The organism is Cellulomonas sp. zg-ZUI22 (genome assembly GCF_017353535.1).
GTDB lineage: Bacteria > Actinomycetota > Actinomycetes > Actinomycetales > Cellulomonadaceae > Cellulomonas > Cellulomonas wangleii.
In genome coordinates, this window is sequence record NZ_JAFMUZ010000002.1 from 19,133 (window position 1) to 43,536 (window position 24,404).

Below are 24,404 nucleotides of genomic sequence, written 5' to 3' on the forward strand. Positions count from 1 at the left end.
GCTCCGTACCGTCCCGAGGGCGGGTGCCTGACGTGCGGGTCCTGGTGGACGCGACGGCGGTGCCGGACGACCGCGGCGGTGTGGGTCGGTACGTCGACGAGCTGGTCCCGGCCCTGGTGCGTGCGGGCGCCGACGTGGTCGTCGCGTGCCGCCCGTCCGGGGTCGGCGCGCTGGCGTCCTCGGGCGCGGACGTGCACGAGGTCCCGGACGCGCTGGACCGTCGCCCGGTGCGGCTGGCCTGGGAGCAGACGGGGCTGCCCGCGCTGGCCCGGCGGGTGCGTCCCGACGTGCTGCACAGCCCGCACTACACGCTCCCGGTCGCGGCCGGCCTGCCCGTGGTCGTGACCCTGCACGACGCGACGTTCTTCTCGGACCCGCAGTGGCACCTGCCAGTCAAGGCCCGGTTCTTCCGGACCGCCATCCGGGTCGCGGTCGCGCGCGCCGACGCCCTCGTGGTGCCGTCCGCGGCGACGCGGGACGCGGTCCTGGCGGCGGTCCCGTCGGCCGCGCACCACGACGACCGGTTCCACGTGGCCTGGCACGGGGTGGACCGCACCGTGTTCCGCCCCGTCGACGAGGCGGACCGGCGCCGCGCGACGGCAGCGGTGGGCGCGGACCGGCCGCCCGTCGTGTTCCTGGGGACGCTGGAGCCGAGGAAGAACGTCGTGGCGCTCGTCGACGGGTGGGTGCGGGCGTGCGCCGACCTCGCGGACCCTCCGCCGCTCGTGCTCGCGGGAGCCCGCGGGTGGGACCAGAACATCGACGACGCCCTCGCGCGGGTGCCCGACCGGCTGCGCGTCCTCGTGCCCGGCTACGTGCCCCTCGAGGACCTCGCAGGGCTCCTGGGCGGCGCGCTCGTGGTGGCGTACCCGAGCCTGGGGGAGGGCTTCGGCCTCCCGGTCCTCGAGGCCATGGCCTGCGGTGCCGCCGTCCTGACGACGCGCCGCCTGTCGCTGCCCGAGGTCGGTGGTGACGCGGTGGCGTACACCGGCACGGACGCCGTGGCGATCGGTGACGCGCTGGCCGGGCTCCTGGCCGACCCGCAGCGGCGCGCGGACCTCGGGCGGCGTGCGCTGGAGCGCGCCGCCGGGTTCACGTGGGACGCGTCCGCCGCCGTGCACCTCACCGCGTTCGAGCAGGCGGTCGGCGCACGACGGCGGCGACGCGGCTCTCAGCCCCGCTCGAGCAGCCCCAGCAGGTAGCTGCCGTACCCGGACTTGACGAGCGCCTCGGCGCGCGCCCGCAGGTCGTCGTCCGACAGGAAGCCGCGTCGCCACGCCACCTCCTCGGGGGCGCCGACCTTCAGCCCCTGGCGTGCCTCGACCGTGCGGACGAACTCCGACGCCTCCAGCAGCGAGTCGAACGTGCCGGTGTCGAGCCACGCGGTGCCGCGCGGCAGCACCTCGACCTGCAGCCGGCCCTGCTCGAGGTAGGTCCGGTTGACGTCGGTGATCTCGTACTCCCCGCGCGCCGACGGGCGCAGGTCCCGCGCGATCGCCACGACGTCGTTGTCGTAGAAGTACAGGCCGGGCACCGCGTAGGAGGAGCGCGGGTTGGTCGGCTTCTCCTCGAGCGAGAGGGCGCGGCCTTCCGCGTCGAAGTCGACGACGCCGTACGCCGTCGGGTCCGCGACGCGGTAGGCGAAGACGGCGGCGCCGTCGATGTCCCCGAAGCGCTGGAGCCGCGAGCCCAGTCCCGGGCCGTAGAAGATGTTGTCGCCCAGCACCAGTGCGACGGGCTGGTCCCCGACGAAGTCGGCACCGAGGACGAACGCCTGCGCCAGCCCGTTCGGCTCCGCCTGGACCGCGTACTCGATGCTGATCCCGAACTGCGACCCGTCGCCGAGCAGCCGCCGGAACTGCTCGGCGTCGTGCGGCGTCGTGATGACGAGGACGTCCTGGATCCCCGCGAGGATCAGGGTGGAGAGCGGGTAGTACACCATGGGCTTGTCGTAGACCGGCACGAGCTGCTTGCTCACGCCGAGGGTGATGGGGTGCAACCGTGTGCCGGACCCGCCGGCCAGGATGATTCCTCGCATGCGCGCCATTGTGGCGCATGCCCGCTGGTGGCAGGAATCGGGCGGCCCTCGGGCAGACCGGACGTCCCGCCGGGGACCGGCGCGCTCAGGCGGTCGCGTCGGCGTCCACGCGCTCCGTGCGCCGCAGCCGGTCACGGGCCTGCGCGTCCAGCCCGGGGCCGACCAGGACGAGCGAGCCGTCGTCGCTCCAGGCGGCCAGGGCGGTCGTCAGCGTGGCCGCCAGCGCGGCGCCCCGGTCGGCCGTCGATCCCACGTCGAGCAGGACGCGTGAACCCGCCGAGCCGGTGCCGGCGACCGTCCGGGCGTGCTCGACCAGCGCCGCGTGGGCGGTCGAGCCGGTCGGGGTGACGAGCGCCGGGGCGGTGGCGTCCGTGGCGGGCAGCCACCCCAGGGTGTCGCCGTAGGTCATGACGGCCGCGGCGGCGTCGAGGGCTCCGGCGGGCAGCGGGCCGGGCCAGGAGCGCGCGAGCGCGGGGGAGGCGACCGCCACCAGCGGTACGCCCGTCGTGTGGGCCTCCGGCCGGTCGGTCACGACGACGTCGACGCCCCCGCCGTCCGCGGTCCCGGTGCCGTCGGGCAGCACGACGCACGCGCCCGACCGCCAGACGGCCGGCGCCCACATGAGGGCGCGCCAGGCGGCGGGCAGGTCCAGCAGGACCCGTGCGCCCGGTCCCGCGTCGAGCTCCTCGACCAGGAGGTTGGTGGTCTTGGTGACCCAGTTGACGAGCACGGTGCCGGACAGCTCGACGCGCTCGGCGTCCGTGTACCAGGTCACGCGCGGTCGACCGGGGTCGCGGGTGAGCTGCTCGAGGACGCGGGGCAGGGTCGTGGTCACGTCGGCCATCCTGTCAGCAGGGCCGTGGGTGCGCGGGTTCGCGCGGGCGTGGACGGGGCCCGGTGGGGTCGCGTGGCCGGTCCGCAGCTCGGCTCGCGGACGCCACGCCGTGCGCACACAACTTTCACCCGGACAACTCGGGCAGATAGCACGTCCCCGGTTGACGATCGCGAACGACACGCGTGTAATTCTTGAGAGTTGATTCATACGCGCACCACCGTCGCGGCCTCCGCGCCGCACCGGCCGGATCGGGCGTGATCAGCAGGACGACGGCGCACTGGCAGCACCGGCCAGCATGAGCACCACCGAGCACGACTTTCCGCGGAGGCACGTATGTGGCACCTGCTCGACGACGAGAGCTTCCCGACCGACGCCGCGACCCCCGCACCCGTCCAGCCCGCCTCCAACGTGCTCTCCATGTTCGGCACGCCGGACGACGACGGGCCGATGGGGTGGCAGGAGCGTGCGCTGTGCGCGCAGACCGACCCCGAGGCGTTCTTCCCCGAGAAGGGCGGGTCGACCCGCGAGGCCAAGAAGGTGTGCACCCAGTGCGACGTGCGCGCCGAGTGCCTCGAGTACGCCCTCGCGAACGACGAGAGGTTCGGCATCTGGGGCGGGCTGTCCGAGCGTGAGCGGCGCAAGCTGAAGCGGCGCGTGGTCTGACGGTGCCGGTGGCGCTCTGCTGCGCCACGCCCGGGCGGCCTCCCGCCCGACCCGGCACCGTGACGGCATGATGACGCGAGCATGACTGACACGCTGTCCCCTGCGGACCCCATCACGACGGCCGCGGTGCCGGTGACGACACCGGTGACCGCGGTGGTGGTGACCCGCGGCCGCACCCGCTACCTCGCGACGACGCTGCATGCCGTCGCGACCCAGTCGCGACGCCCCCTGCGGGTGCTGGTCGTCGACGTGGCACCCGCGGACGAGCGGGTCGGACCGGTCCTCGACGAGGCCTTCGCGGCGGTGCCCGGGCCCGCCCCCCGGCTGTCGACCGTGCGGGCGCCCCAGGCCCGGACGTTCGGCGAGGCGGTGCAGGCCGGGCTGGACGCGCTGGCGGAGGCGCTGGGGGAGCGCCCGACCACGTGGCTGTGGCTGCTGCACGACGACAGCGCGCCCGCGCCGGAGGCGCTGGCCCGGCTCGTGCGCACGGTCTCCAACGCGCCGTCCGTCGCGGTCGCCGGCTGCAAGCAGCGGACCTGGACGGACCCGGAGCGGCTGCTCGAGGTGGGTGTGCGCACGACGCGCTCCGGACGGCGGATGACCGACGTCGAGCCCGGCGAGCTGGACCAGGGCCAGCACGACGGGCGCACCGACGTGCTCGGCGTGGGCATCGCCGGCGCGCTGGTGCGTCGCGACGTCTGGGACGCGCTCGGCGGCACGGACCCGGCGCTGGACCGGTTCGGCGACGGGTTGGACCTGTCGCGGCGGGCGCGGCTCGCGGGGCACCGCGTGGTCGTCGTGCCCACCGCCGTCGTCCGGCACGCGCAGGCGTCCTACCACGGCCTGCGCCCGACGCGCGGTACGGAGTCCGACACGGCACCGGGCGAGGTCGACCTCGACGGGGACGGTGAGCCGGACAGCGCCGACCCGACGCGCTCGTTCGCGGCCCGGCGCCGGTCCCTGCTGCACCAGCGGCTCGCGAGCGCGCCGCTGCCTCTCGTCTCGCTGGTCGCCGCGATGACGCTGGCGGTGGCGGTGCTGCGCTCCCTGGGCCAGGTCGCGGCCAAGCACCCGCAGCTGGCGGTGGCGGAGCTGCGCGTCGCGATCCTGGTGCTGCTGCGCCCGGGCCCGGTGGTCCGGGCGCGCCGCCGCGCGCGCGCCTCTCGCGTGCTGCCCCGGCGGACGCTGCGCCCGCTGCAGGCGACCTGGCGCGACGTCTGGCAGCAGGCCCGCGACCGTCGGCTGGCCCGGCTGGAGGAGCGCCGGCTGGTGCGCGCGCCCAGCGAGCTGGAGCTGCGTGAGCTGGCCCTGCTGGCGACCCGCCGTCGCGTCACGCTCGCCGTGGTCGCCGTGGTGCTGGGGCTGCTCTCCGCGGCCGCCGTGGGTCGTCTGCTGAGTCCGGTGGCGGCGGGTGCACCGCTGGTCGGTGACGCCCTCGCGCGCACGACGACGGGTCCGGGTGACCTGTGGGCGGCCGCGACGTCGGGCTGGGTCGCCGCGGGCGTCGGTGCACCCGGCCCTGCCGACCCGCTGCTCGTGGTCCTCGCCGTGCTCGCGGTGCTCCTCGGTGGCGCTCCGACCGCGGGCGTCGCGGTGCTGGTGCTGGGTGCCGTCGTGCTGTCCGGCCTCGGGGCGTGGGCGGCTGCCGGCGCCGCGACCCGCTCGGTCGTCGTGCGCGCGTGGGCCGCGTTCGTCTGGGCGTCCGCGCCCGCGCTGCTGCTGGCGGTCGGGGACGGTCGGGTGGGCGCGGTCGTCGCGCACACCGCCCTGCCCTGGGTCGCCCTGGGACTCGCGCGCGCCGTCGGGGTGCAGCGCGTGGACCAGGTCCTCTCCGGCATCTCGACCGCCCGGCGGGAGGTCGACGAGCCCGACGCGGACGTCGCCGCGGACGAACGGGCCGCCGAGGCCGCCCGCCGGGTGCTCGGTGCCGACGTCGCCCCGGTGGGCGTCCGGGCGTCCGTGGCTGCGGAGCACGGGACGACGGGTGCGGAGCACGGGCTGGCGGGTGCGGAGCACGGGACGGGGGGTGCTGAGCACGGGACGGCGGGTGCGGAGCACGCCGAGGTCGACGTCGTCACGCCTGTCCGGGGCGTCGGCGTCGTGCCGGCACCGCGGGCGCCCGGTTCCGGGGCCGTCCCGGTCGCCCGGCCGGCGACCGCCGCCGGGTCCACGGGGTCGGCGGCGCCCCCTGCCGACGAGGCAGCCGTGGTCGCCACGTTCGTCGGGGCGCCCGACCCCACGGGCTCCGTCGCCGCCGCGGCGGGTGCGGCCCTCGCGCTGGCCGTGGCCGTCGCCGCCGCGCCCGTGCTGCTCGTGCCTGCGGTGCTGCTCGTCGTGGTGGTCGCGGCCACCGTGCCGCGGGCACGGGTCCGGGTGCTCGGGGTGATCGTGCCCACGCTGGTGCTGCTGTCGCCGTTCCTCGTCGAGGTCGGCACCCGGGGTGCGGCGGGAGTCCGGCTGCTCCTGGCGGAGCCCGGCCCGGCGACGCCCGTCGAGCCCGCCGCGGCGTGGTCGCGCGCGCTGGGCGTCCCGAGCGACCCGGCCGTGCTGGTGCCGGCGGGCCTGCCCGATGTGCTCGCCGTCGCCTGGCCGTACCTGACGGGTGCCGTGCTGGTGCTGCTCGCGGCCGGTGCGCTGCTGCGCGGCAGCCCGGTCGCCCGCGGGGTGCGCGTCTGCTGGACCGTCGCCGCGGTCGGGATCGCCGCCGGTGCGGTGGTCGCCGTGCTGCCGGCGGCGGCCGGCGCCACCGCCGTGGGACCCGCGTGGACGGGCGCGACCGTGTCGCTGACGACGCTGGGCCTGCTGGGCGCCGCCGTGCTGGGCAGCGACCGGCTCACCGCCCGCCTCGCCCGGCAGTCGTTCGGCTGGCGGCAGCCCCTGGTGGCGCTCACCACGGTCGTGGCCGTCGTCGCCGTGGCGTGCGGCACGCTCGGCTGGGCGTGGACGGCGCGTACGGGCGAGGCCGTCGGGCTGCGCGCCTCCGGCGATCCCGTCGTCCCCGTCGTCGGTCAGCAGGCCGGTCGCTCCGACGCCTCGTCGCGCGTGCTGGCCCTCACCGCGCGCGGGGACGGGTCCGTCGACTGGTCGCTGCTGCGGTCGGACGGTGACCAGCACGTCGACCACGCGGCGGCCGTCGCCACGCGCACGCTCACCGGGTCGCTCCAGGAGCCGGTCGTGGCCGCTCCCGACGACCCGTCGGCCGAGGTGGCGGGGCTCGCCGCGCGGCTCGTGCAGGGCGCGGCGGGCGACGTGGCGCACGACGTGGGCGCGCTGGGCGTGGCCGACGTGCTGGTGCCCGCGGTGACGGACGACGACGCGCAGGCCCGCGCCGCCCGCGCCCGGCTCGTCGGGGTGCTGGACGCCACCGCCGGGCTGGAGCGGGTCACGCACGACAGCGCGGCCGTCCTGTGGCGCGTGCGCCCCGCGCAGGGCGACGTGGTCACGTCCTGGGCGCGTCTGCTCGGCGCCGGGCAGGACGTCACCGACCCGGCCGCGGCCGCCGTCGCGGTACCGGCCGACGGTCGCACGATCGCCACGACCGTGCCGCAGGGCGAGGGGCGGCGCGTGCTGGTGCTCGCGGAGCGCTCCGATCCGGGCTGGCGCGCCTGGCTGGACGGCCGCGCGCTCCCCGCCGCCGACGCAGGCTGGCGCCAGGGGTTCGAGCTGGGCTCCGATGGCGGCACGCTCGAGGTCCGGTACGTGGTGCCGCACCGGACGCCGTGGATCGCGGCGCTCGCCCTCACCACGCTGGTCACGGTCCTGCTGGCGCTGCCGCTGCGACGACGTCGGGGGATGCGCACATGACGGGACCGACGACAGGAGAGACGACCGGACCGACGACACCCGACGCCGTAGGCCCCGAGGGCCGCGTCCGACCGCGGACGCGCCGCGGGCGCCTGGCGCGCGCCGCGTCGGGGCTGCTGGTGCTCGGGCTGGCCGGCGGTGCCCTGGCGGGTGCCACGCAGCTCGGTGCCGCGGGCGCGCGCGCGGTCGACGCCCCCGGTGTGGAGGTCGACCCCACGCCCGTGACGCTCCAGTGCCCCGGGCCGGTGGTGCTGCCGCAGCGTGCCGAGCGTGGTGACGCGGCGTTCGACCCGTCCCCGGTCGAGCCGCAGGTCGCGCTCGACGCCGTGACCGCTGCGGGCGACGGTGCCGGTGCCCTCGCGGTCCTGCCGCTCGGTGGCACGACCGCCGTGCGCGACGCCCCCGCGGGCGGTGGCGCCGTGCGGGTCCAGGGCGGGGAGACACCGTTCGTCGTGCGGGCGCAGCCCGGTGACTCGTTGCCGGTGGTCGCCGCGACCGGGACCTCGGTGGTGACCGACGGCGACGCCCGCGGCCTGGCCGCCGCGTCGTGCCGGGCACCCTCGAGCGCGCACTGGTTCGTGGGCGGCTCGACGGCGGTCGGCGCGACCTCGACGCTGGTCCTGAGCAACCCCGGCCTGACCGCCGCGCAGGTCGAGCTGGAGATCTTCGGACCGCGCGGGCCGGTCGACCCGACGGCGGCGCAGCACCTGGTCGCCCCCGGCGCCACCACCACGGTCGACCTCGGCGGCGCCGCTGCCGACCAGGCCGCGATCGTCGTGCACGTCACCGTCACGGGCGGCCAGGTGGCCGCGCACGTCCAGGACACCGTCGTACGGGGGTTCACGCCCGCCGGGACCGACCTGGTCGTGGGCGGCGCCGCCCCCGCCACGCGTCAGGTGGTCACGGGCGTGGTGGCCGCGGAGTCGACGGTCGGGTCGCCCGACGCCCCGGCCCTGCGCCTGCTGGCGCCGGGTCCGGAGCAGACGGTCGCCCGGGTGACGCTGCTCGGCGGCGACGGGCCGGTGACGCTGCCCGGGGCCGACCGGGTGACGCTCGCGGGCAGCGAGGTCACCGACGTGCCCCTCGGCGGGCTGCCGGCCGGGGTCTACACCGTGGTGGTGGACGCGGACGTCCCGGTGGTCGCCGGCGTCGTCACCTCCCGGACGGGTGCTCCCGGCGCGCTCGACGACGAGCCGCGTGTCGACCGCGCCTGGTCCGCGGCCACGCCCCTGGCGGAGCACGGCGCGATCGCGCTCCCGGCGGGTGTCGGGGCGCGGGTCGTGGTGGGCGCCGTGGGGCAGGACGCGGACGCCCAGGGTGACGGCAGTGCGACCCTGCGCGTGCTGGGGAGCGACGGGCAGGTCCTGTCCGAGCACCGCGTACGCGTGGACGCCGGGACGACCGGGGCGTGGGACGTCGCCGACCTCGCGCCCGACGCGGCGGGCGTGGAGCTGGAGCCCGTCGGCGGTGTGCCGCTCGTCTGGGCCGTCGCGCTCACGCTCGAGCAGGAGGACGGGCCCCTTGTGGCCACGCTGGACCCGGTGGGTGTGGTGGGGGCCACAGGCGCGGTGGCGGTCCGCGAGGACGCCCGCCCTGCGCGCGGCTGACGCCGCACGCCGAGCCGCGGACGTCGCGGGACGTGCGGCACCGGTGCGCGTCGCCCGGCCGGCACGCTCAGCGTGCGGCGGCCCGCAGCTGCTGCCGCTCGCGCAGCCGGAGGCCGGCGCGCAGCGCGATCCGCACCGGGGCCTGGTACCACCGGTCGTAGCGGCGCTCGAGGTACTGCAGCGCGCTCGCGTGGTGCGCGCGGATCATCGGTGCCGGACGCTCGCGCCAGGACGTGCCGCCGACGTGCGTGACCCGGACGTCCGGGACGTAGAGGTTCTCCCACCCGGCGTGACTCAGGCGCTCGCCGAGGTCGACGTCCTCGAAGAACATGAAGTACGACTCGTCGAACCCGCCGACCTGCTCGAACGCCTCGCGGCGCAGCAGCAGGCAGGCGCCCGAGAGCCAACCCGCCTCGCGCAGGTAGCCGCCGGTCGACTCCTGGCGCGCGTGGTACGCCCGCGTCCACGGGTTGTCCGGCCACAGACGCGCGAACACCGCGTGCCCCGCGCCCTGGCGCAGCGAGGGCAGCGCGCGGGCGGACGGGTACACCGTGCCGTCGGTGTTCATGAGCATCGGGCCGAGCGCGCCGGCGCTGGGCTGCTCCTCACCGGCGGCGACGAGCCGGTCGAGCGAACCCGGCGTCCACTCGATGTCGGAGTTGGCGACGACGATCCACGGTGCGTCGGCGCCTGCGGCGCCCCGGTTGGCGGCTGCGCCGTAGCCGAGGTTCGACCCGGGCACCAGGAGGCGGCCGCGTGCCCCGGTCACGACCGACTCGGCGACCGTGTGGTCCGCGCCGTTGTCGACGACGACGAGCTCGACGGGTCCGCGCGACGCGGTCGCGAGCGTCTCGGCGAACCGAGCCAGCTCGTCACCGGGGTGGTAGACGACGCAGACCACCCGCACGCGAGGGGTGGTCGTGCCGTGGGTGGGCGCCCGCGTGCCGGCGGGCTCGGGGGAGTGGCGCGTGGTCATCGACGGTCACCTTAGTGGGCGCAGCTCAGCGCCCGTCGTCGTAGCCCGGGTCGATCTCCTCCGGGCTGCGGTCCAGCAGGTGCGCGACCTGCTCGACGACCACGTCCCGGACGAGGTCGGCGAGGTCCGCCGGGTCGGCCGCCCGCGCCTCGACGGGCCGGCGGTAGACCACCACGCGGTGCGGCAGGCCGGCGTCGGCGGGGAAGTACCGCCCCAGCGGCACACCGCCGTGCTCCCAGGGCGCCGGGTTCGACGGCGGCACGTCCTCGACCGCGAACTCCGCGCCCTCCAGCTGCCGGGCCCAGCGGCGTTCGAGGTCCTCGACGGCGTCCAGCACCAGGTCGTCGAACCGTTCGGCACGGGTGCGGTACCCCGGCGTGCTCATCGGCAGGACGGTCCCGCGCAGGCCGCGCCCGCGCCGGTCGCGCCGGCGTACGGGTGCCGTCGCGGCGGGAGCGCTCACCGCGCCGCGGCGCGGGCCGGTGGGGCGGGAGGGGCCGAGCGGTGTCACACCGTCACTGTAGCCACGGTGCCGCGGACGTCCTGCACGCTCGCCCGACACGCGGTCCGCGCGCGCCGCCGTGCAGGCCCGCCGGGGGGTACCGTCTGCACGTGAGATCCGTCCGGCAGTGCTCGCGCACGGCGTGCCCGCACGCTGCGGTCGCGACGCTCACCTACGTGTACGCCGACTCGACCGCCGTCCTCGGCCCGCTCGCGCAGCTCGCCGAGCCGCACTCCTACGACCTGTGCGTCGAGCACGCGGACCGGCTCACGGCCCCCCGTGGCTGGGAGGTCGTGCGGCTGCTGCCCGAGCTGCAGGCCGCCGCCCCGAGCCACGACGACCTGGTCGCGCTGGCCGAGGCCGTGCGCGAGGCGGGCCGGCGACGTGCGCCCGAGCCCGCGCCGGCGCTGGCGCCCGCCGCGACACCCGCCCCGGACACGTCGCGCCGGAGGGGCCACCTGCGGGTGGTGCCCGGTGCGGCGCAGGGCGAGCAGCCGTGACCCCGCCGCGCGACAGGCGCCCGCCGGCGGACGAGCCCCTGGGCTCCATCACGCGCCCGGTCGTCGACGACTCCGCGACCGCCCCGGAGTGCTACGCCTGTGCGGCCACCGACCTCACCCGGGTGCGCCTGGCGCTCCCGGACGGACGCCCCGCCGTCTTCGCGTCCTGCCCGGCGTGCGAGACCACCGCCTGGTTCGTCGTCGACGGCGACGGCACGCCCCTGCGGCCCGACGGCTCACCGCGCGCCTGAGACGCGCCGCCCGTACGACGCCCGCCCGACCCCTGGAGATGCCATGACGGCGACGCCCGGCCCCGCCACCGACCTCGAGCCCTGGGCGCGTGCGCTGCTGCGCTGCCCCGTCACCGGGGCGGAGCTCGTGGACGGCACGGACGACGACGGCGCGCCGGTGCTGGTCTCGACCGACCCGGAGCGTCCGCTCGTCTACCCCGTGGTGGACGGGATCCCGGTGCTGCTCGTGGACGAGGCGCGTCCCGCCTCCTGACCGGGTGCCGCGGGCCGTGCCCGCGCGCTCAGAGCTCAGGGTCGGGCACACCGTGCGGCAGCCGACGCAGCAGCGCCGCCTCGGCCTGCTCGCGGCGGACCCGCTGCATCTCGACGACGGTCTCGCGCCGGCCGCGCTCGGCCAGCACCGCGGACAGGAACACCTCCGGGTGCGTCCCCGGGGGCGGGGGCGGGCTCACGTACGGGCGCAGGTCGGCCGCCAGACGCGTGCCCAGCTCAGCCCGGGAGCCGGGGTGCAGCGTCGCCGCCCGTCCCAGGAACTGGCGGACCGCCAGCGCGAGGCCGTCCGGCAGCCGTGCGACGTCGGCGTGCGCTGCCCACCCCGCGAGCTGCGGGGGCATCACCGCGGCGGTCCGCACGGGGGCGGCCGTCCGTACGCGTGAGCCGTAGGTGCCCGCGAGCAGGTCACCCACGCGCTTGCCCCGTGAGTTGGCCAGCGAGCACAGGACGGCGACCGACCCGAGCGTCGCCCACAGCTCGACGACGCCGGTCAGCGCCCGGACGAACGCGTGCCGGAAGGTGATGGGGCCGCCGTCGTCGCGGACGATGCGCACGCCGGCCGCCAGCTTGCCGAGGGACCGGCCGCGACTCAGCGTCTCGATGGTGGTCGGCACGACCACGGTGACCGTCACGATCGCGACCACGGTCACGATGCGGACGTACTCGGCCGGGATCGAGATCTCGACGCCGCGCAGCAGCAGGCCGACGACCAGGGCCGCCGCGCCGAGCGCGAGGACGTCGACGAAACCCGCCAGGAGCCGGGACGCGACCGACGCGGGCCGGGTGTCGAGCACCACGCCCTCGCCGATGACGACACCGTCCTGCAGGTCGGGGTGGCGGGCGCCGGTCGTGGTCACCCGGGCAGGGTATCCGGCGACGTGCCGACCCGCGGGACGCACGTGCCGGGCGTCGGCGATGGCAGGCTGGGGGCGTGGACCTCGACGCGTACACCCGCGCCCGCACGCCGACGTGGTCGCGCCTCGACGAGCTGGCCCGTCGGCGCCGACTGACAGGGGCGGAGGCCGACGAGCTGGTCGCCCTCTACCAGGCCACCGCGACGGACCTGTCGGCGGTGCGCTCGGCCGCCCCCGACCCGGAGACCGTCACACGGCTGTCGCAGGTGCTGGCCCGGGCCCGGGCGAGGCTCGCGGGCACCCACGCGCCGTCGTGGTCGGACGTGGCGGGGTTCGTGGGGGTCCGCCTGCCGGCCGCGTTCTACCGCATCCGCTGGTGGACCGTCACCGTGATGACGGTGTTCCTGGCCGTCGCGACGGCCACGGGCGTCCTGGTCGCCACGTCGCCCGACGCGCTGACGCTCATGGGCTCGCCGGCCGAGCAGCGCCAGTACGTCGAGCAGTCGTTCGCGGAGTACTACGAACCCGGCGCCGGGTTCGCCGCGACGGTGTGGACGAACAACGCCTGGATCGCGGCGCTGTGCGTCGCCACCGGCATCACCGGCTTCTTCCCCGTGTACGTGCTGTTCTCGAACGCGGTCAACGTGGGCGCGGCGGGCGGCCTGATGGCGGCCCACGACCGGCTGGACGTGTTCCTCCAGCTCATCTCCCCGCACGGCCTGCTGGAGCTCACCGCCGTCTTCGTGGCCGGTGCGGCGGGGCTACGGATCTTCTGGACGTGGGTGGACCCGGGCCCGCGTCCCCGCGCCCGGGCGCTGGCGCAGGAGGGGCGGGCGCTGTTCACGGTCGCCCTCGGCCTCGTCGGGGTGCTCGCCGTGTCGGGTCTGGTGGAGGGGTTCGTCACGGGCTCCGCGCTGCCCTGGCCGGTGAAGGTCGCGGTGGGCGTCGTCACGCTCGCCGCGTTCTGGGCGTACGTGCTGGTGCTCGGCCGGCGCGCCGTCGACGCCGGGCACACCGGAGACCTCGACGACGACCGTGCCGGGTACGCGGTGGCCACGGCAGGCTGAGTGGTCAGCGCGCGTACCGCACCGCGTGCGCGTCCGCGTCGCCGGCGAGGAACCGCACGGCGTCCTCCGCCGCGGCCACGACCTCGCGCCGCTGCGCCACCGGCAGGGGCTCCAGCGGCGTCACGGTGAGGGTCGCGGTCGTCCTGCGCGAGCGCGCCGGGCCGTCCGTGCGCGTGCGGTCGATCGCCCAGGTGGCACGGACCCGGCCGTCCACCAGCACGGCGGCCGGCGTGCGTCCGTTGGGCGTCTGCAGCCGCCGCCGGTGCGCGTCGTCGATCACCCGGGTGCGCTGGGCGTGCGCGAGCCACAGGTTGTCGTAGTCCGGCAGCAGGCGCACCGGTGCGGGCACGTCGGGGTCCGGGCGCGGGGCGTCCGGCAGGTCGAGCAGCTCGCGGGGGCGGCCCCCGGGGCGGGCGGGCACCGCGGCGACGGTCACGAGCCGGTCGCGCAGACCGTCGACGACCCGCCGCAGGCCGGTCATGCCGGACCACGCCTGCACGTCGGCCACGCTCGCCGGCCCGAACGCGGCCAGGTACCGCAGCACGACGTCCTCGGTGGCCCGGTGCAGCGCGTCCTCGTCCGCGAGGTCGGGGGCGGCGAGCGTGACGGCGGGCACCCACGCGTCGAGCGTGGTCCAGGTGGTGGCGGCCGACCGTCGCCACAGCCCGCGGGGCGTGACCTGCACCAGCGGGAGCATGGCGCGCGCGAACGCCGCGAGGTCCGCCGGGCGGGCCGTGGGCACGTCCCGGGCCAGGTACGCCGCCAGGTCGGTCGTGCGGCGGGGGGCCTCGCGCAGGTGCGCGCCCGCCGCCGCCGCGAGGTGGTCCAGGTCCACGACCGCCAGCGCGGCGCGGCGGTCGGCGTTGGCGGTGATCTCGCGGCGCATGACGGGCCGCGCGAGGGCCGCCAGCACCGGGGCGTCCGCCGCGGTGACGAGGTGCACGGTCGAGCGCATGACCGCGATCCGCAGCACCGTCCTGTCCAGCAGGGCGGCGTCCAGGTCCTGCGTCGTGAAGCCCTCGACGCGGCTCCACAGCCCCAGGAACGGGGACCACGGGTTCTGCGCCTGGAGCCCGACCAGGTGCTCGACCACCCGTGGCACGGGCTCGCGGGTGGGCGTCAGCAGGTGCTGGCGCGCCAGCAGCGCCCGGTTGAGCGCACGGTCGTCGAGCATGGCCCGACCGTAGCCGCGGGCGCCGACACCCGGCGCGCGCCCGCGGTCGGCGCAGCCCTACAGCCGTCCCGCCGCCTTGAGCGCGAGGTACGTGTCCGCGAGCCGTGGCGCGAGGTCGTCGGGCGTGGCCTCGACCACCTCGACGCCGCGCTGGCGCAGCCGCACCCCGACCGCCGCTCGTTCCAGCGAGGTGCGCTCCGCCGCGGCGGCGTCGAACACCTGGTCGACCGTGCGCCGTGCGGTGCGCAGCTCCTCCAGCTCCGGGTCCGCGACCGAGGCGAGCACCACCTGGTGGCGGCGCGTCAGGCCCCCGACGACGTCGAGCAGGCCCTGCTCGACGGCGGCAGGGTCCAGGGAGGTGAGCAGCACGACGAGCGCCCGGCGGCTCAGCCGCGCGCGCACCTGCGCCACGAGACCGGGCCAGTCGGTCTCGACGAGCGCGGGCTGCACGGTCGCCAGCGCGTCGGCGAGGGCCGGCAGCACGCGCGAGGAGTGCGTGTCGACGGCCCGTGCCCGCACGCGGCGGTCGTACGCCAGCAGCTCGACGCGGTCCCCGGCGTGCGCCGCCAGGACGCCGAGCAGCAGCGCGGCCTCCACCGACGCCTCGAGCCGGGTGGCGTCGAGCACGCGGGCGGCGCTGGTCCGCGACGTGTCCAGCACCAGCAGCACGTGCCGGTCGCGCTCGGGGCGCCACGTGCGCACCACCACCTCGCGCCGACGGGCGGTGGCGCGCCAGTCGATCGACCGCACGTCGTCACCGTCGACGTACTCGCGCAGCGAGTCGAACTCCGTGCCGGCGCCGCGCACCTGCACGGCGGCCCGTCCGTCGAGCTCCCGCAGCCGGGCGAGCCGCGAGGGCAGGTGCCGGCGTGACGCGAACTCGGGCAGCACCCGCAGCCGCCCCGGGACGTCCAGCGACACCTGACGTGCCGCCACGCCCAGCGGGCCGCACGTGCGCACGGTCACGCGGCCGGCGATCGCGTCGCCCCGCCGGGTGGGGACGAGCGTGGTCGTGACCCGGCGCCGCTCGCCCGGTGGCACGTCCACGCGGTGCCGGGGCGTGCGGGCGCCCGTCGGCGCGTCCCCGCCCGGCAGCGTCGAGGGCGGCCACGCGTCGCGCACCAGCACGTGGGCCGTGCGCCGGCCGGTGTTGCGCAGGGTCAGCTCGGAGTCGGCCGTCCCCGACAGCCGCACCGACGTGGGCAGGCGGCGGGCGACCGCCAGCTCGCGCGGCGAGGCGGCCAGGGCGACGTCGACCGCGCACAGCACGACGACGACCAGGGCCCACACGCCCACCGTGAGGGGCGCGGGCAGCAGGACGACGGGGACCAGGCCCGCCAGCGCGACCAGGACCGCGCGCGACGTCAGCGCCACGGCTCAGCGGGGGACCGGGACGGAGGCGAGCACCGTGTCGAGCACCGACTCGGTCGTCACGCCCTCGATCTCCGCCTCGGGTCGCAGCTGCACACGGTGGCGCAGCGTCGGGTGCGCGAGGGCCTGCACGTCGTCCGGGGTGACGTAGTCCCGCCCGGACAGCCACGCCCACGCCCGGGAGGTCGCGAGCAGCGCCGTGGCACCGCGCGGCGACACTCCCAGGCTCAGGGACGGGGACGTGCGGGTGGCGCGGCAGACGTCGACGACGTACCCGAGGACCTCGGGCCCGACCTGGACGCGCGCGACCTCCGCACGGGCCCGGGCGAGGTCGTCCGCGCCCGCGACCGCGCGCAGCCCGGCCGCGGCCAGGTCCCGCGGGTCGAACCCGGCGGCGTGCCGCGCCAGCACCTCGACCTCGTCGGCGCGCTCGGGCAGAGGCAGCAGCAGCTTGAGCAGGAACCGGTCGAGCTGCGCCTCGGGCAGCGGGTACGTGCCCTCGTACTCCACCGGGTTCTGCGTCGCCACGACCACGAACGGGTCCGGCAGCGCGCGCGGCACCCCGTCCACCGTCACCTGCCGCTCCTCCATGGCCTCGAGGAGCGAGGCCTGCGTCTTGGGGGGCGTGCGGTTGATCTCGTCGGCGAGCAGCAGGTTCGTGAACACCGGGCCCTCGCGGAACGAGAACTCGGCGGTGCGCGCGTCGTAGACCAGCGACCCCGTGACGTCACCGGGCATGAGGTCGGGCGTGAACTGCACCCGCTTGGTGCCCAGCGACAGGGCCCCGGACAGCGAGCGGACCAGCAGGGTCTTGGCGACGCCGGGCACCCCCTCCAGCAGGACGTGACCGCGGCACAGCAGGGCGATGATCAGCCCTGTGACGGCCGCGTCCTGCCCGACCACGGCCCGGGCGACCTCGGTGCGCACCGCCGCCAGGGAGCCGCGCAGCGCGTCCCCGGGCCCGGCGGGCGGGGTCGACGTCGTCGGGGGCACGGGGGCGGTCGGCGTGCTCGGGGGCGGCAGCGTCTCGTCGGTCACGGTCGGTGTACCTCGCTCTCCAGGTGGTGCAGGTCGTCGGCGAGCCGCAGCAGGCCCGCGTCGCCGGTGGGGGGCGGTCCGTAGACCAGGGTCTCGATGTCCCGCGCCGGTCGGCCGGTGGCGCGGGCGACGGCGTCGACGACGGCCGCCGCGTCCGCCGAGCGCGGCAGGCCGAGCCGGTGCGCGACCCGGGCGGCCGTCCCTGCCCGCAGTGCGGCGGCGGCGTGCCCGTGCGCCCGCGCGCGGCGGTACAGGCGGCCGCGCCCGCGGGTGGCCTCGGCCGACCGGACCACGACCGGCAGGGGCTCGGTCACGACGGGCCCGAGCCGCCGGGCCCGCCACACCATGGTCACGAGCAGCACGAGCACCAGCCACCAGGTGACGGGCCCGACCCACGGCACGAGGTCCGCCAGGCCGGGGTCGTCGGTGTCCTGCGCGACGGGACCCACGTCGTTCAGGCTCGGCACGTACCAGACGAGGTGGTCGTGGCGGCCGAGCACCCGCAGCACGAGGGCTGCGTTGCCCTCCTCGTCGACCACGTCGTTGCTCAGCAGCCGGAGGTCGGACAGCGCCGAGACGCGCCGACCGTCCTGCTCGAACGTCAGGTAGGCCCCGGAGCCGTCCGCGGCGGGGAAGCAGACCGTGGCCCGGCCGGTGCCGTCGTGGTAGCCACCGCCTGCGACCACGCTGCCGGCCGCGACGGCGTCCGGGTCCGTGCACTCAGCCGCGCGCGACCTCGCCGCGCCGGCGGAGCTGCTGGCCTCGATGTCGGGGGCCAGGGTCGACAGCGCCCACCCTGCGTCCACCAGCACGAGGTCGTCCTCGAGGGCGACGAGCGCGTCGAGCTGGTCCGCGCCGAGCAGCCCGTCGCCGATGACCACGACCGTGCTGTCACCGGTCGCGGCCGCCACGGCGTCCGCCGCCGTCGTGACGGACTCGATGGTGACGCCCTGGCGCTGCAGGACCTGGGCGACCGCACGCGCCCCCGCCGGCCCCGGGTTGTCGGGGCTGCCCGGGGCGCTGCTCTCCGGCGGGGCGGGCAGCGCGAGGACCAGCACGCCGACCACGAGGAGCGCGAGCACGACCAGCCACGGTCGCGCCGCCCGCCAGCGGTGCGCGGCGCGCGAGCGCCCGGTGGTGCCGTCGCCGACGACCTCGTCGGCCGGCGCCCACGCCGGTGCCGTCATGCGCCCACCGCCAGGGGCCGGGCGGCGCGGACCGCGGCGTCGAGCTCGCGCATCGCGGTGTCGTCCTGCGCGGCCGCCGGCCGGTCGCCGTACACGACGGCGTCGAACAGGTCACCCCCGCGGGCCAGCGCGTCGGCGTGCGGGGGCAGGGCGGCACCGGCGAGCCGGGCCGCCTCGTGCGCCGTGCGCCCGGGACGTTCGTCGAGGAGCCCGCGCTCCTCCAGGTCGCGGACGACGGCCCGGTAGCGGTCGGCGACGGCGCTCGACCAGTCGCCGGCCTGCGCGGCCGCGTCGGCGGCGTCGCGCAGCTGCGCCGCCGTGCGCCGGTCGTCGGCGTGCAGCATGCCGGCCCGGCGGCGTCGCGCGCCGGCGCGCACGGGTCCCGCGACGACCAGTGCGACGACGACCACCGCCAGCACCACGCCGACGGCGACGAGCAGCAGGGTCCGTCCGGACAGCCCGGCCTCCGGCAGGCCGTCCAGGAGCTCGGCGAACCACCGGAGCACGCGTTCCAGCAGCGTGTCCTGGCGGTGGTACACCGGGTCCAGCAGCTCCCCGCGCACCCAGCGGCGCGCGGTGTCGGCGTCGGGCTCGACCGGCACCCCGGCGAGGACGATCACGGCACCACCCGTCCCGCGGCCGTCACGCCCCGTCCGCCGCGGCGCGGGCGAGCTCGAGGTCGAGCCCCTCGCGCCGGATGCGGACGTCGACGTAGAGCAGCGCCACGACCGCGGCCATGAACGTCGTCGACAGCGTGAGACCGACGACCTGACCGAGGGCGGAGACGAGGACCGAGACGTCGTCGGACCCCGACGACATGCTGACGATGCCCGCGAACAGCCCCGCCGGCACCAGGACGAGGTACATGAGCACCGAGATCAGGAGGTTCGCGAGCAGGTAGATGCCGAGCAGGCGCCAGAAGCTGCCGCGCGTCAGGCGCCACGCCCGCACCACGGTCGGCCAGAACCGCTTGCCCTCCAGCATCAGCGCCGGCGGGACGAGCAGCGTGCGGGTCGTGACCCACGTCCCGCCCACGACCAGCGCGAGGCCACCGACCAGCGCGACGACCACCGCGGCGCCGTCCGCGCCTGCCGTGACGAGCCCCACCACGGCACCCACGAGGGCGGCGACAGCGAGGAACGACACGAGCAGCTGCAGGAGGGCGAACCCGACGAGGGACCACACGCGCCGCGTCCGCCACACCTCGCGCACCGCGACCCGCTGCCCCAGCACCGAACGGCTGACCGACACGATGAGCAGGCCGGTGAGGATCGACGTCACGGGCAGCAGCAGCGGGGTCGTGACGACCTGCCCCCCGCTCGCGGACAGCAGCTCGGAGACCGCGGCGGAGTCGGCCGCCGACGACCCGTCGCCCAGCGGCATGCCCCCGAGCGCGGCGCCCAGCAGGCTGCTGACGTAGAGCTGCAGCAGCGTCTGCAGGGCCACCGCGACCGTCACGACGACCGCGGACAGGCCGAACATCACCGTGGGGTTGGCGCGCACCGCCCGGACCGCGCCGTCGAGGACCTCGCCCAGCCCGAGCGGGCGCAGCGGGATGATCCCGGGTTGCAGGGCGGGCGCCCGCCACGACGCCGGCCCGCCCGTCCCCGGAGGGGGAGGGGCACCCCACCCGGGGGGTGCGGTCGGCTGTCCCCAGCCCGGCGGCGGGGGCGGGTTGCCCGCGACGGTCGGCTGGTCCCACGCCGGCGGTGCGGGCGGTTGGCCCCACGCGGGCGGCGCGGCGGATCCGTGGTCCGTCCCCGCCGGCGTCGCGTCGCCGGCGGACGCACCCGCAGGGGTACCGGCCGGGCTCGCCCATGGCGTCGCGGGGGCGCCGTCGTCGTGCGGGGAGGTCATGCGTCCGCTCCTCGTCGCGTGCGTCCGGGTCGACGAGGGGTGCCCGTCGGGGCCCCATCGTGCCACGGGGGTGGTGCGCGGCGGTCGAGGACGCACCCATCACCCGACTGCGCGCGGCGGACGCCCCCGCAGGTCGCCGACGATGAGACAATCTCCGCCATGAAGGGACGCGTCCTGGTCGTCGACGACGACACCGCACTGGCCGAGATGATCGGCATCGTGCTGCGCTCCGAGGGTTTCGAGCCGGTCTTCTGCGAGGACGGCGACGAGGCGCTCGCCGTCTTCCGGTCGACACAGCCGGACCTCGTGCTGCTCGACCTCATGCTGCCCGGCAAGGACGGCACCGAGGTGTGCCGGCAGATCCGCGCCGAGTCGGGGGTGCCGATCGTCATGCTGACGGCCAAGAGCGACACCGTCGACGTCGTCCTGGGCCTGGAGTCCGGGGCCGACGACTACATCTCCAAGCCGTTCAAGCCGAAGGAGCTGGTCGCGCGGGTGCGGGCGCGGCTGCGGCGCAGCGACGAGCCGGCGCCGGAGCACCTGGCGATCGGCGACCTCACGATCGACGTTCCCGGGCACCGGGTGGAGCGGGCGGGGCGGCCCATCTCCCTGACGCCGCTGGAGTTCGACCTGCTCGTGGCCCTCGCGCGCAAGCCCTGGCAGGTGTTCACCCGTGAGGTGCTGCTCGAGCGGGTCTGGGGCTACCGGCACGCCGCCGACACCCGGCTCGTGAACGTCCACGTGCAGCGGCTGCGCTCCAAGATCGAGACGGACCCGGAACGGCCCGAGATCGTCGTGACCGTGCGTGGTGTGGGGTACAAGGCTGGTGGCGGGAGCACGTGAGCACGCGCCCTCGTCGGGCGCGCGGGCGTCGGGCGGCGGCATGGCACGGCTGACCGCCTGGGCGCGGCTGGGGCGGGCGCGGTGGGGGCGGCGGGCCCGGGGCCTGGCGCGCCGCTGGCGCTCGTCGCTGCAGCTGCAGGTCCTCACCTCGACGCTCGCCATCGGTCTGGTCGCGCTCGCGGTGATCGGGGCGTACGTGAGCGAGCGGACGAGCGCGGGCCTGTTCGAGGACCGCCTGGGGCAGGTGCTCGAGGAGAGCGCGCGCAGCACGCAGCAGGTGCAGGACCAGCTGTCCGCGTCCCCGGCCAGCACGTCCCCCGAGGTCGCGCTGCTGCTCGAGGACGTCACCACCCAGCAGCGCAACGGCGGCTCCGGTGAGCGTGACGTCTTCCTGCTGCGCGCCCCGGGCCAGAACGCCTCCATCGCCGTCGGGGCGACCGCGACCGACAGCACGCTGGTGGCGCTGGTGAGCCGTGACCTCAAGCAGGCGGTGGCCGACGGTGGCCAGCACTGGCAGTCCGTGGGGATCCCGACCGCCGCCGGGAGCACCCACCCGGGCATCGTCGTCGGCCAGCAGGTCGACGTGCCGTTGGCCGGCACGTACCAGATGTTCTTCCTCTACAGCCTGCAGCCCGAGCAGGAGCGGCTCGACTTCCTGCTGGGGACGCTCGCCCTGGCCGCCGTCGCGGTCGTCGCGCTGCTCGGGGCCATGACGTGGTCCGTCACCCGCCGCACGGTCGACCCCGTGCGCCGGGCCGCCCACGTCGCCGAGCGGCTCGCCGACGGCCACCTGTCGGAGCGGATGGTCGTCCACGGGCGCGACGAGATGGCGACGCTGGCCCGCACCTTCAACGAGATGGCGGAGAGCCTGCAGGACCAGATCCACCGCATGGAGGAGCTCTCGACGCTGCAGCGGCGGTTCGTCTCCGACGTGTCGCACGAGCTGCGCACGCCCCTGACCACCATCCGGATGGCGGGCGAGCTCATCCACGGCGCACGGGACGACTTCGAGCCCTCCGTGAAGCGCTCCGCCGAGCTCCTGGCCACCCAGCTGGACCGTTTCGAGGACCTGCTGGCCGACCTGCTCGAGATCAGCCGCTTCGACGCGGGCGCCGCCGTCCTGGACGCCGAGGGCCGCGACCTGCGGGACATCGTCGTCCAGGCGGTCGACAACGCCGTCCCGCTGGCCGTGCAGCGCGGGTCCTGGCTGCGGGTCGACCTGCCGGACACGCGGGCCGACGCGGACGTCGACCCCCGGCGCGTCGAGCGGATCCTGCGCAACCTGCTGGTGAACGGCATCGAGCACGCCGACGGGTCGGCCGTCGAGGTCACGGTCGGTGTCGACGCCTCCGCCGTCGCCGTGACCGTGCGGGACCACGGCGTGGGCATGACGGCACAGGAGGCCGAGCACGTCTTCGACCGGTTCTGGCGGGCGGACCCCGCGCGGGCCCGCACCACCGGTGGCACCGGCCTCGGCCTGGCGATCTCCCTCGAGGACGCCCACCTGCACGGCGGGACGCTCGAGGCGTGGGGTCGACCGGGGCACGGGGCGTGCTTCCGGCTGACCCTGCCGCGCCGCGCCGGCATCCGGCTGACCGGCTCGCCGCTGCCCCTGCAGCCCGAGCCCGAGGCCTCGCCCGCGGTCGAGGCCGGACCGCGGCGCAGCACCGATCCGGTGGCACTTCCGGAGCTGCCGCCGATGACGGGGGAGATCGCGATCGTGAGCAACCCGACGGATCCCGTCCGGACGGACGTGCGGCTCGACGACGCCGGCGTGCCCGCCGACGTCCGGGGCGCGTCGTGAGGCGGGGCGTCGCCTCGGCCGGCAGGCACCTGGTCGTCGTGTGCGCGCACGTCCTCGCCCTCGTCGGTCTGACCGCGTGCGTCGCCATCCCCACCGAGGGCAGCGTGACGGCCGGTGACGGCGAGGTCCGTGAGCAGGACCGGGTCGTCGTGCTGGCGCAGGGTCCGCAGGCCGACGCCGACCCCGTCAGCATCGTCGAGGGGTTCCTGCTCGCGGCGGGCACGGAGGTCACGGGCGACTTCGACGTCACCCGGGAGTTCCTGTCGGCCGACGAGCGCTCGGAGTGGGACCCCGGCGCGGGCACGGTCGTGGCGAGCCAGCGCAAGGTGGAGCAGACCGGGGACGCGCAGGTCACGGTCTCGCTGACCGTGACCGCCAAGGTGGATGCGGAGGGACGGTTCGTCGAGGCGCCCGCCGACGCCGTGGAGACGCTGCGGTACGAGCTCGTGCAGGACGCGCGGGGCGACTGGCGGATCGCGCACGCCCCGGACGTCCTGGTCGTGGACTCGCGACGCTTCACGTCGCAGTTCCGCGCCACCTCCGTCTACTTCCTCACGCCCGACCGCGAGATGCTCGTGCCCGAGGTCCGCTGGTTCCGGGACCGGGACCGCAGCGTGGCCACCGCCGTGGTCCGGGCCCTGCTCGCCGGGCCCTCGCCGTGGTTGCACGACGCGGTGACGTCGGCGCTGCCGCAGGGCGCGGTCCTCAAGCCGGAGGCGGTGTCCGTGGAGCAGGGTGTCGCCGAGTTCGCGCTCGAGCCGGCGCGGGCCGTGCTCGACGCGGACCGCGGCCTGCTGCTCGCGCAGCTCGAGGCGTCGCTGCGGCCCCTCGGTGTGACGACGCTCCACGTGCGCGCCGGCGCCGCCGGTGCGCTGCTCGAGGGGACGGCGACCGACCTGCCCGTGCCCGGCTCCGACGAGCTCGAGATCCTCGTCGACGGCGGCACCCTCGCGCTCGGTGAGGGCGCGCCCGCCGCGGTGGACGGGGTGCGCGCGGTGACCGGTGAGCGCCCGAGCGCGCCCGCGCGCTCACCCGACGGCTCCCTGCGTGTGGCGCTCGCCGACCCGTCGACGCTCGTGACGGTGCCCGTGGGGGACTCCCCGCAGCGGGTCCTGCTGAGCGGCGGGTCCCTGGCAGCGCCCTCGGTGGACCGCTTCGGGTGGGTCTGGACGGCACGGAACGCCGTCCCGGGCCGGGTGGACGCCGTCCGGGCGGACGGCACGCTGGTCGAGGTGACCGCCGAGTGGCTGGAGGGTCGGACGGTGGACGCCGTGCGGGTGTCGCGGGACGGCACGCGCATCGCCATCGTGTCGCGCGGCACGGACGGGACGACGCTCGACGTGGCGGGCATCGTGCGGGACGACGCCCGCACCCCGCAGACGATCGGCAAGGCCGTGGCGGCCGGCGCCGCGCTGACGCCGACCGCGTCCGTGGTGTGGGTCGACGAGGTCACCCTCGGTGTCCTCTCGGACGGGGAGGCGGGCCCGACGCCCTACCTCGTCCCGGTGTCCGGGACCAGCTCGCCGCTGCCCGCCGTCGCGGACGCCACGTCGCTGGTGGCGGACCGTGGGCTGCGGACCGTCCACGTCGTCACGGCGGGTGGTGACCTGCTGCGCCTGCAGGGCGGGACGTGGGTCGAGGTGCCCGGTGTCACCGGCACGCTCGGGGTGACCGGCGCGGCGTTCCCCGGCTGACGACGCCGGCGGCGGGCGCCGCACGGCCGGCCGCCCACAGCCCCGCGTCCGTCACCCACCGTCCAC

Annotated in this window: 22 protein-coding genes; 11 read left to right on the forward strand and 11 right to left on the reverse strand. The window is 76.8% G+C overall.

Going from position 1 to position 24,404, the window contains the following annotated elements; translation table 11 throughout:
- Positions 1 to 23 precede the first annotated feature (23 nt).
- Positions 24 to 1,202: a glycosyltransferase family 1 protein gene (locus J1G43_RS07820; RefSeq protein ID WP_307859514.1), complete on the forward strand. Its 1,179-nt coding sequence runs from the start codon at positions 24 to 26 to the stop codon at positions 1,200 to 1,202.
- Here the strand turns inward: J1G43_RS07820 and rfbA are convergent.
- Both rfbA and J1G43_RS07830 read right to left on the reverse strand, forming a co-directional pair.
- Positions 1,172 to 2,038, reverse strand: a complete 867-nt coding sequence (rfbA, locus tag J1G43_RS07825; protein WP_207370640.1) for a glucose-1-phosphate thymidylyltransferase RfbA — start codon at positions 2,036 to 2,038, stop codon at positions 1,172 to 1,174. The two genes, J1G43_RS07820 and rfbA, sit on opposite strands and share 31 nt — an antisense overlap.
- 85 nt (positions 2,039 to 2,123) lie before the next feature.
- Positions 2,124 to 2,882: a TIGR03089 family protein gene (locus J1G43_RS07830; RefSeq protein ID WP_207378306.1), complete on the reverse strand. Its 759-nt coding sequence runs from the start codon at positions 2,880 to 2,882 to the stop codon at positions 2,124 to 2,126.
- Between the two features lie 324 nt (positions 2,883 to 3,206).
- Here J1G43_RS07830 and J1G43_RS07835 point away from each other — a divergent pair, with 324 nt between their 5' ends.
- The 3 genes from J1G43_RS07835 (at position 3,207) to J1G43_RS07845 (ending at position 8,947) form a co-directional block, all read left to right on the forward strand.
- On the forward strand, positions 3,207 to 3,536 hold the full coding sequence (locus J1G43_RS07835; RefSeq protein ID WP_089799847.1) for a WhiB family transcriptional regulator: 330 nt from the start codon (positions 3,207 to 3,209) through the stop codon (positions 3,534 to 3,536).
- A gap of 81 nt (positions 3,537 to 3,617) precedes the next feature.
- A complete protein-coding gene (locus J1G43_RS07840) occupies positions 3,618 to 7,340 on the forward strand; it encodes a glycosyltransferase (protein WP_207378307.1) in 3,723 nt (1,240 codons plus the stop codon).
- Complete coding sequence (locus tag J1G43_RS07845; RefSeq protein WP_207370637.1) at positions 7,337 to 8,947, forward strand: DUF5719 family protein; 1,611 nt, start codon at positions 7,337 to 7,339, stop codon at positions 8,945 to 8,947. The genes J1G43_RS07840 and J1G43_RS07845 overlap by 4 nt, the downstream gene beginning before the upstream one ends.
- A 67-nt stretch (positions 8,948 to 9,014) precedes the next feature.
- Here the strand turns inward: J1G43_RS07845 and J1G43_RS07850 are convergent, their stop codons facing one another.
- Together J1G43_RS07850 and J1G43_RS07855 are read right to left on the reverse strand one after the other, a co-directional pair.
- Complete coding sequence (locus J1G43_RS07850; RefSeq protein WP_207378308.1) at positions 9,015 to 9,923, reverse strand: glycosyltransferase; 909 nt, start codon at positions 9,921 to 9,923, stop codon at positions 9,015 to 9,017.
- Positions 9,924 to 9,948: 25 nt separating this feature from the next.
- On the reverse strand, positions 9,949 to 10,434 hold the full coding sequence (locus J1G43_RS07855; protein ID WP_374191792.1) for a metallopeptidase family protein: 486 nt from the start codon (positions 10,432 to 10,434) through the stop codon (positions 9,949 to 9,951).
- Positions 10,435 to 10,535: 101 nt separating this feature from the next.
- On the opposite strand from J1G43_RS07855, the gene J1G43_RS07860 reads away from it, so the two are divergent.
- Genes J1G43_RS07860 through J1G43_RS07870 form a run of 3 tightly spaced genes read left to right on the forward strand, consistent with a single transcriptional unit; the run spans position 10,536 to position 11,429 of the window.
- A complete protein-coding gene (locus J1G43_RS07860; RefSeq protein WP_207340959.1) occupies positions 10,536 to 10,925 on the forward strand; it encodes a DUF3499 domain-containing protein in 390 nt (129 codons plus the stop codon).
- Positions 10,922 to 11,176: a hypothetical protein gene (locus tag J1G43_RS07865; RefSeq protein ID WP_207340960.1), complete on the forward strand. Its 255-nt coding sequence runs from the start codon at positions 10,922 to 10,924 to the stop codon at positions 11,174 to 11,176. Before J1G43_RS07860 ends, J1G43_RS07865 begins: the two co-directional genes overlap by 4 nt.
- A gap of 43 nt (positions 11,177 to 11,219) precedes the next feature.
- Complete coding sequence (locus J1G43_RS07870) at positions 11,220 to 11,429, forward strand: Trm112 family protein (protein ID WP_207340961.1); 210 nt, start codon at positions 11,220 to 11,222, stop codon at positions 11,427 to 11,429.
- 28 nt (positions 11,430 to 11,457) lie between these two features.
- On the opposite strand, the gene J1G43_RS07875 is transcribed toward J1G43_RS07870, so the two are convergent.
- A complete protein-coding gene (locus J1G43_RS07875; protein ID WP_249670567.1) occupies positions 11,458 to 12,306 on the reverse strand; it encodes an RDD family protein in 849 nt (282 codons plus the stop codon).
- Between the two features lie 74 nt (positions 12,307 to 12,380).
- Here J1G43_RS07875 and J1G43_RS07880 point away from each other — a divergent pair, with 74 nt between their 5' ends.
- On the forward strand, positions 12,381 to 13,370 hold the full coding sequence (locus tag J1G43_RS07880; RefSeq protein ID WP_207370636.1) for a stage II sporulation protein M: 990 nt from the start codon (positions 12,381 to 12,383) through the stop codon (positions 13,368 to 13,370).
- A 4-nt stretch (positions 13,371 to 13,374) separates the two neighbouring features.
- On the opposite strand, the gene J1G43_RS07885 is transcribed toward J1G43_RS07880, so the two are convergent.
- Genes J1G43_RS07885 through J1G43_RS07910 form a run of 6 tightly spaced genes read right to left on the reverse strand, consistent with a single transcriptional unit; the run spans position 13,375 to position 19,997 of the window.
- The gene (locus J1G43_RS07885) at positions 13,375 to 14,544 is read right to left on the reverse strand and encodes a winged helix DNA-binding domain-containing protein (protein ID WP_207378309.1); all 1,170 of its coding nucleotides are present in this window, start codon (positions 14,542 to 14,544) and stop codon (positions 13,375 to 13,377) included.
- Positions 14,545 to 14,601: 57 nt separating this feature from the next.
- Positions 14,602 to 15,918: a DUF58 domain-containing protein gene (locus J1G43_RS07890; protein ID WP_207340964.1), complete on the reverse strand. Its 1,317-nt coding sequence runs from the start codon at positions 15,916 to 15,918 to the stop codon at positions 14,602 to 14,604.
- A 3-nt stretch (positions 15,919 to 15,921) separates the two neighbouring features.
- Positions 15,922 to 16,908 carry a MoxR family ATPase gene (locus tag J1G43_RS07895; RefSeq protein WP_207370668.1) on the reverse strand — a complete coding sequence of 329 codons (987 nt, stop codon included), beginning with the start codon at positions 16,906 to 16,908 and terminating at the stop codon, positions 15,922 to 15,924.
- Between the two features lie 41 nt (positions 16,909 to 16,949).
- A complete protein-coding gene (locus J1G43_RS07900) occupies positions 16,950 to 18,140 on the reverse strand; it encodes a DUF4350 domain-containing protein (RefSeq protein ID WP_207370633.1) in 1,191 nt (396 codons plus the stop codon).
- The gene (locus J1G43_RS19615) at positions 18,137 to 18,760 is read right to left on the reverse strand and encodes a DUF4129 domain-containing protein (RefSeq protein WP_207370632.1); all 624 of its coding nucleotides are present in this window, start codon (positions 18,758 to 18,760) and stop codon (positions 18,137 to 18,139) included. The genes J1G43_RS07900 and J1G43_RS19615 overlap by 4 nt, the downstream gene beginning before the upstream one ends.
- A gap of 22 nt (positions 18,761 to 18,782) precedes the next feature.
- Positions 18,783 to 19,997, reverse strand: a complete 1,215-nt coding sequence (locus J1G43_RS07910; protein ID WP_207370631.1) for a hypothetical protein — start codon at positions 19,995 to 19,997, stop codon at positions 18,783 to 18,785.
- A 159-nt stretch (positions 19,998 to 20,156) separates the two neighbouring features.
- On the opposite strand from J1G43_RS07910, the gene mtrA reads away from it, so the two are divergent.
- Genes mtrA through J1G43_RS07925 form a run of 3 tightly spaced genes read left to right on the forward strand, consistent with a single transcriptional unit; the run spans position 20,157 to position 24,338 of the window.
- A complete protein-coding gene (gene mtrA, locus J1G43_RS07915; RefSeq protein WP_207340968.1) occupies positions 20,157 to 20,840 on the forward strand; it encodes an MtrAB system response regulator MtrA in 684 nt (227 codons plus the stop codon).
- Between the two features lie 40 nt (positions 20,841 to 20,880).
- Positions 20,881 to 22,644 carry an MtrAB system histidine kinase MtrB gene (mtrB, locus tag J1G43_RS07920; protein ID WP_207340969.1) on the forward strand — a complete coding sequence of 588 codons (1,764 nt, stop codon included), beginning with the start codon at positions 20,881 to 20,883 and terminating at the stop codon, positions 22,642 to 22,644.
- A complete protein-coding gene (locus tag J1G43_RS07925) occupies positions 22,641 to 24,338 on the forward strand; it encodes an LpqB family beta-propeller domain-containing protein (protein WP_207378310.1) in 1,698 nt (565 codons plus the stop codon). The genes mtrB and J1G43_RS07925 overlap by 4 nt, the downstream gene beginning before the upstream one ends.
- Positions 24,339 to 24,404: the final 66 nt, after the last annotated feature.